This window comes from uncultured Veillonella sp., assembly GCF_905209685.1.
Classification (GTDB): domain Bacteria; phylum Bacillota; class Negativicutes; order Veillonellales; family Veillonellaceae; genus Veillonella.
Window position 1 is genome coordinate 1 of the sequence record NZ_CAJLUB010000095.1, and the last position, 7,475, is coordinate 7,475.

Annotated in this window: 6 protein-coding genes and 1 pseudogene; all 7 read left to right on the top strand. The window is 37.5% G+C overall.

The window, feature by feature from the left end; genetic code table 11:
• Window positions 1–141 (top strand): annotated as a pseudogene (locus QZ055_RS07075) (co-chaperone GroES); the annotation flags it as partial.
• Between the two features lie 113 nt (window positions 142–254).
• A complete protein-coding gene (gene groL, locus QZ055_RS07080) occupies window positions 255–1,880 on the top strand; it encodes a chaperonin GroEL (protein ID WP_105089275.1) in 1,626 nt (541 codons plus the stop codon).
• Window positions 1,881–2,128: 248 nt separating this feature from the next.
• The gene (locus QZ055_RS07085; RefSeq protein ID WP_295825599.1) at window positions 2,129–2,545 is read left to right on the top strand and encodes a DoxX family protein; all 417 of its coding nucleotides are present in this window, start codon (window positions 2,129–2,131) and stop codon (window positions 2,543–2,545) included.
• 58 nt (window positions 2,546–2,603) lie between these two features.
• Window positions 2,604–3,860 (top strand): diaminopimelate decarboxylase, encoded by a 1,257-nt coding sequence (locus tag QZ055_RS07090; protein WP_005386368.1) that lies wholly within the window; start codon window positions 2,604–2,606, stop codon window positions 3,858–3,860.
• 296 nt (window positions 3,861–4,156) lie between these two features.
• A complete protein-coding gene (gene sufC / locus QZ055_RS07095) occupies window positions 4,157–4,900 on the top strand; it encodes a Fe-S cluster assembly ATPase SufC (RefSeq protein ID WP_039969146.1) in 744 nt (247 codons plus the stop codon).
• Between the two features lie 8 nt (window positions 4,901–4,908).
• A complete protein-coding gene (gene sufB, locus QZ055_RS07100; protein ID WP_105089273.1) occupies window positions 4,909–6,318 on the top strand; it encodes a Fe-S cluster assembly protein SufB in 1,410 nt (469 codons plus the stop codon).
• A 9-nt stretch (window positions 6,319–6,327) separates the two neighbouring features.
• On the top strand, window positions 6,328–7,374 hold the full coding sequence (locus QZ055_RS07105) for a SufD family Fe-S cluster assembly protein (RefSeq protein WP_295825601.1): 1,047 nt from the start codon (window positions 6,328–6,330) through the stop codon (window positions 7,372–7,374).
• The last annotated feature ends 101 nt before the right edge of the window (window positions 7,375–7,475 follow it).

A 7,475-nucleotide genomic window follows, 5' to 3' on the forward strand; every position in this document is an offset into this window, starting at 1 on the left:
TATGACAATGGTCAACGTGTAGCTCCAGAAGTTAAAGTTGGCGATACTGTTATGTTTGCAAAATATGCTGGTAGCGAATTAGAAATCGATGGCGCTACTCATTTGATAATTAGCGAACGCGATATCTTAGCAGTATTATAATAGCTAATTTATAGCTGTATAGAGCTAAACATACTATTGATATATTCTATATTGCCTACGGGCATATAAATTCCCTTACATTAGATACTGTTATTATCTAGGAGGTAATACATATGGCAAAAGAAATCTTGTTTAATGAAGAAGCTCGTCGCGCTTTAGGTCGTGGCGTTGATCAATTGGCAAATGCTGTAAAAGTTACATTAGGACCAAAAGGCCGTAATGTTGTATTGGATAAAAAATTCGGTTCTCCAACAATCACAAACGATGGTGTAACAATTGCTCGTGATATCGAACTTCCAGATCCATTTGAAAACATGGGTGCTCAATTAGTTAAAGAAGTTGCTACTAAAACTAACGACGTAGCAGGTGACGGTACAACTACTGCAACAGTATTGGCGCAAGCAATGATTCAAGAAGGTATGCGCAACGTAGCAGCTGGCGCTAATCCAATGATCTTGAAAAAAGGTATTGAAACAGCAGTTAAAACTTTGGTTGAAGAAATTAAAAAACGCTCCATCAAAGTTTCTGGTAAAGCTGAAATTGCTCAAGTTGCTAGCGTATCTGCAGCTGACGAAGAAATCGGTGGTTTGATTGCTGAAGCTATGGAAAAAGTTGGTAACGACGGCGTTATCACTGTTGAAGAATCCAAAGGCTTGCAAACTGCATTAAACGTTGTAGAAGGTATGCAATTCGACCGTGGCTACATTTCCCCTTACATGGTAACTGATCCTGATCGTATGGAAGCTGTTATGGATAACCCATACATCTTGATTACTGACCGTAAAATCAGTGCTATCGCTGATATGTTGCCAACACTTGAAAAAGTGGTAAAAGTAGGCAAAGAACTTCTTATCATCGCTGAAGATGTAGAAGGTGAAGCATTGGCTACATTGGTAGTAAACCGTTTGCGTGGTACATTCAAAGCTGTAGCAGTTAAAGCTCCTGGCTTCGGTGACCGTCGTAAAGCTATGCTTGAAGATATCGCTATCTTGACTGGCGGTACTGTAATTACTGAAGATATGGGCCGTAAACTTGATTCCGTAGAACTTACTGACCTTGGTACAGCTCGTCAAGTTCGCATCACTAAAGATGAAACTACAATCATCGATGGTGTAGGCGATAAAGATGTAATTGCTAAACGCGTAAGCCAAATCCGTGCACAAGTAGAAGAAACAACTTCTGAATTCGACCGTGAAAAATTACAAGAACGTCTTGCTAAATTGTCCGGTGGTGTTGCAGTTATCGAAGTAGGTGCTGCTACAGAAGTTGAAATGAAAGATAAAAAACTTCGTATCGAAGACGCATTGAACGCAACTCGCGCTGCTGTTGAAGAAGGTATCGTAGCTGGTGGTGGTACTACATTCATCGACATCATCCCTGCATTGAATACATTGGAAGCTACTGGTGATGTTCAAACTGGTATCAACCTTGTTAAACGTGCAGTAGAAGAACCTCTTCGTCAAATCGCTTACAATGCTGGTCTTGAAGGCTCCGTTGTAGTTGAAAAAGTTAAAAATACTGAAGCTGGTGTTGGTTTCAATGCTTTGACTGAAGAATACATCGACATGGTAAAAGCTGGTATCGTGGATCCTGCAAAAGTTACACGTTCTGCTCTTCAAAATGCTGCATCCATTGCATCTCTTGTATTGACTACTGAAACAATCGTAGCTGACAAAGTAGAAGAAAATGCTGCAGTTCCTGCAATGCCTCCAATGGGTGGCATGGGCGGTATGATGTAATCAACTGCTTAGTGCATAATCTATAAGATTTAGAATAATCCTAATGAATTAGGAACTATATGTTCACTTTTTCATTAGGATTATTTTTGTATGTAGATTATCAAATCGATAAAATTGATTTTGTATACAACATATGTTATAATTCTATAGAATTTAATATTGAGTCTAGTTTGACACAGTAGTTACTGACCTTTATAATATGGTTATCGAATTATTTCGATGTTGTTTAACCTGAAAGAAGGATTACTATGTTGAGCTTTATTTTTAAAAGTAAACCTAATTATGTTAATTTTGGCCTCTTAGTTTATCGTTTGGCACTTGGTATTTCCATGTTTTATCATGGATATTTAAAGTATTTGAGCGGTGCTGAAGGCCTTTATAAAGTTGGAGCTATGTTGGCACCATTAGGTGTACCTGGTGGTTATGAAATATTAGGTACTATGGCAGCATATGCAGAAATGATAGGCGGCGTACTTATAGCAATTGGTCTATTTACACGGATTGGATCTTTGTTACTTATTGGTACATTAGCAGTGGCCACAATATTAAATCTTAGTGGCAGCTTCTTTAGTTGGGACTATCCATCTCAAATGGGCTTTGGTGCACTTATGTTATTCTTCGCAGGTGCAGGTCGCTATAGCCTAGATAAAGCTTTATTTAAATAATAATTAGGATAATAGACTCGTCGATTGATGAGTCTTTTATTTGTGTAGCGAGGTTATTATGAATACAAAAACAGTTCCGTTTACAGCTGAACAATTAGAAAATATTATTGCCCAATATCCAACACCATTTCATATTTACGATGAAGAAGGTATCATTGAAAATATGAAATCTTTCATCGATGCATTTTCTTGGAATAAAGGGTTTAAACAATATTTTGCTGTAAAAGCGACTCCAAATCCATATATTATGCGTGTGTTACAAAAACTTGGGGTAGGTGCAGATTGCTCTTCCTTGGCAGAGTTGATGCTATGCGAAAAAGTGGGCATTACAGGTCATGACATTATGTTCACATCTAATGACACACCATATGTAGAATATAAAAAAGCACTAGAAATGGGTGCTATTATCAACCTAGATGATATTACTCATATTGAATATTTAGAAAAAAATCATGGTTCTTTGCCTGATACGTTCTGCGTTCGTTATAACCCAGGCTCCTTAAAAGAAGGGGGCAATACAATTATTGGCCTTCCGGAAGAAGCTAAATACGGTATGACTCGTGAACAAATTTTTGAAGCCTACAAACAACTACAAGCAAAAGGTGTAAAACACTTTGGTATCCATACAATGGTTGTTTCTAATGAACTTGATATCGATGGCTTAGTTGGCACGGCTGAACTTTGCTTTAATCTTGCCGTAGATATTAAAAATGAGCTTGGCATCAATGTTGAGTTTATCGATCTTGGTGGTGGCGTAGGTGTTGCTTATAAACCAGAACAAACACCTGTAGATTTCAAAGCGCTTAGCAAGGGTGTAGAAGAGGCTTACAATAGAATTCTCGTAGCTAATGGTCTTGGTGATGTAGCATTAGCTTATGAATGTGGTCGTATGGTTACAGGTCCATTTGGTTACCTAGTTTCTACAGCGATTCACAAAAAAGATATTTATCGTCATTACATTGGTCTTGATTCTTGCATGGCAAATCTTATGCGTCCAGCATTATATGGTTCTTATCACCATATTACTGTAATGGGTAAAGAAAATGCGCCTAAGGACCATGTATATGATGTAACGGGCTCCTTATGTGAAAATAACGATAAGTTCGCAATCCAACGTGAATTGCCAAAAATTGATATTGGTGATCGTATCATCATTCATGATGCTGGTGCACATGGTCATTCTATGGGCTTTAACTATAATGGTAAATTGCGTTCTGCTGAGTTGTTATTACATAAAGATGGCTCTGTTACACAAATTCGTCGTGCTGAAACATATGATGATTTGTTTGGCACTCTCGATTTCTCCAACCTATAATTTAATATTGAGAATCGAATAGGATGAGAATGAATATTATTAAAAGCCTATCAATATATGTAATATATGATATTCTTTTAATTCCTGTATATTTTAGTAGGAATATCTTGCTATCATTTAGATAAGAATGTATAATAATTGTAGATTGTTATGCACATACTTGCTAAGTTGGCGAGAATTACGGCGGTATTCACGTTAGTGCGTACCGCCTTTTTATATGTGTCAGTATATACGTTTTACATATAACGATTGTATGCCTCGATATTGAGGATACATAATAAAAAGGAGTGAATATTTTGGCTGAATTACTTCAGATAAAAGATTTAAAGGTATCCGTTGAAGATAAACAAATCTTGAAAGGTATCAACTTAACAATTAATAAAGGTGAAATTCACGTTGTAATGGGCACAAATGGTGCAGGTAAGTCTACACTTGCTAATGCTATCATGGGTAACTCTACATATACTGTAGACAGTGGCTCCATTATTTTTGATGGTAAAGATATTACAGAAGATGCAGTAAACGATCGTGCAAAAGCTGGTATCTTCATGTCCTTCCAAAACCCTATTTCTATTCCTGGTATCACTGTAGAAAACTTCATTCGTACAGCTAAATCCACAATTACTGGTGAAAATGTACGTGCCTTATCCTTCAAAAAAGAATTGAAAGAAAAAATGGATGAATTGTCCTTTGATTTGTCCTATGCACAACGTTATGTAAATGAAGGTTTCTCCGGTGGTGAACGCAAGAAAAATGAAATTCTTCAAATGTCCATTTTGAATCCTAAATTGGCTATTCTTGATGAAACTGACTCCGGTCTTGACGTAGACGCAGTTCGTATCGTATCCGAAGGCGTACAACGTTTCCACAACGAAGACAATGCTGTATTGATCATCACTCACCACAACCAAATCTTGCAAAAATTAAAACCTGACTATGTTCATGTATTGATCAACGGTAAGATCGTTAAAACTGGTGATGCTTCTCTTGTACGTGAAATCGAAGAAAAAGGTTACGACGCATACAAAGCATTAGCATAGGAGGCACAATGGAAGAAAGAAAGAAAACCCAAGTCGCGGATATGGACCGTGGTGTCTATGATATTAAGAATGACTTTGAATATTCTTATATTTCTGATGCCGGTTTGACAGAGGATATTATCCGTGAAATTTGGTCTAATAAAAATGAACCTGAATGGATGCTTGACTTCCGTTTGAAATCTTTAGAAATCTACAATCGTATGGGGATTCCAAACTGGATTCCTGATATTTCTGGCTTAGATATGGCTAATATCCATACTTATGTTAAGCCTAAAGTAGATATGAAAGAAAACTGGGACGAAGTTCCAGAAGAAATTAAAAGCACTTTTGACCGCTTAGGTATTCCAGAAGCGGAAAAAACATCTCTTGCTGGTGTTGGTGCGCAATATGACTCTGAAGTTGTTTACCACAGTATTCAAGAAGATCTTGTTAAACAAGGTGTTATCTATACTGATATTGAAACAGCATTACATGAGCATGAAGAAATCGTAAAAAAATACTGGATGACATTGATTCCACCTACAGACCATAAATGGGCTGCTCTTCATGGTGCAGTTTGGTCTGGTGGTTCCTTCGTATACGTTCCAGCAGGCGTACAAGTAGAGATTCCATTGCAATCTTACTTCCGCTTGAATGCACCAGGTGCTGGTCAGTTTGAACATACTATGATCATTGTAGAAGAAGGTGCTAAATTGCACTTTATCGAAGGTTGCTCTGCTCCTAAGTATGATGTATCTAACCTTCATGCCGGCGCTGTTGAATTGTTCGTTAAAGACAATGCTACATTGCGTTACTCTACAATTGAAAACTGGTCCAAGAACATGTACAACCTTAACACAAAACGTTGTGTAGTAGGTAAAAATGGTACAATCGAATGGGTATCTGGTTCCTTTGGTTCCAAAGTTTCCTGCTTGTATCCAATGAGTATTCTTAACGGTGAAGGTGCACATGCTGAATTTACAGGTGTAACATTCGCTGGTGAAGGCCAATTCCTTGATACAGGTTGTAAAGTGGTACATAATGCACCATATACAACAAGTAATGTAAACTCTAAATCCATCTCTAAATCCGGTGGCGCTGCAATTTATCGTGGCCTTTTGAAAATTGGTCCTAAAGCTGAACATTCTAAAGCAACAGTTTCTTGTGAATCCTTGATGCTTGATGCTGAGTCTCAATCTGATACAATCCCAGCAATTATCGTAGAAAACGATAATGTAGACTTAGGTCATGAAGCAAAAATCGGTCGTATTTCCGATGAAGCAATTTTCTACCTCATGACTCGTGGTATCAGTGAAGAAGAAGCTCGTGCTATGCTTGTTCGTGGTTTCGTAGAGCCAATCTCTAAAGAATTGCCACTTGAATATGCAGTAGAAATGAACAATCTAATCAATCTTGAATTAGAAGGCTCTATCGGTTAAGGAGGAATTATGAGCGAATTACTATTTAATGAACTCCCTAGACCGACATTCAGATGGTTACGCGTTAATCATACTGTAAGCTCTCTAGCTGGAGAAGATGCAGCGGTACAATCCATCGCTGTAGAAGCGAATCAAAATATTCTTTCACCATTACCTACTGGTACAGCATTACTAGATGGTAATTATGAAGGTGCCAATAAAGAAGCTGTTCTAGAATTAGTGGAAAAAGCGGAAGGCTATGCTATCAATGTACCTGCTAAAGCAAAAGAGGTAGTAGGTATCCGCATTGATGCTAATGCTCGTGTGGCGAACCGTTTCCAATTTATCGTTGGTGAAGGTGCTGAATTAGAAGTGCAATTCTATGTAACTGGTTCTGGCGATACATTGACAAATGTTAGCTATTTAAACGAATACGATGTTAAAGAAGCTGGTAAAGTTGTAGTGAAAAAGGTAAATCTTTTACCTGAACATGTACAACATATCGAGCATCGATACACTAAATTAGAAGATAAAGCAGATGTAGAATACATCAATATTGAAATTGGTGGTAGTGAAAACATCTTGAATTACTATCACGATTTAGTAGGTCAAGAATCTCGTATGATTCATGACATTGCTTATCTTGGTAATAAAGAGCAAAAATTTGATATTTCTATGGTTATGAGTCATGGTGGTAAAAAGTCCTACAGTGATATTCATACCTTAGGTGCTCTTAGCGGTAATTCTAAAAAATCCTTCCGTGGTACCCTTGATTTCCTTCATGGTGCAACTGCAGCTGAAGGCGCGGAAGAAGATACTTGCTTGTTGTTAGACCCTACTGTAAAATCTATCTCCTTGCCACTATTATTGTGTAAAGAAGATAATGTAGTTGGTAACCATGCAGCAAGTGCAGGCCAAATTGATCATAATAAATTGTTCTACATCATGAGCCGTGGCTTTAGTGAAGTAGAAGCAAAACATATTATTGTTGAATCTATGATTCGACCTATTATTGATCGCATTGGTGATGAAACGATTGAAGAAGCAGCATTAGCAGCTGTACGTAATAAAATTTAAAGAGGCGTTTTTATGAGACCAATTGCAGAAGCATACAAAGACTTTCCTATATTACATAAAGAGCATAATGGGCACCGCGTTATCTATTTAGATAGCGGTGC

Coding starts and splice junctions, on each gene's coding strand:
- groL (WP_105089275.1), top strand. CDS start 255: ATGGCAAAAGAAATCTTGTTTAATGAAGAAGCTCGTCGCGCTTTAGGT.
- QZ055_RS07085 (WP_295825599.1), top strand. CDS start 2,129: ATGTTGAGCTTTATTTTTAAAAGTAAACCTAATTATGTTAATTTTGGC.
- QZ055_RS07090 (WP_005386368.1), top strand. CDS start 2,604: ATGAATACAAAAACAGTTCCGTTTACAGCTGAACAATTAGAAAATATT.
- sufB (WP_105089273.1), top strand. CDS start 4,909: ATGGAAGAAAGAAAGAAAACCCAAGTCGCGGATATGGACCGTGGTGTC.
- QZ055_RS07105 (WP_295825601.1), top strand. CDS start 6,328: ATGAGCGAATTACTATTTAATGAACTCCCTAGACCGACATTCAGATGG.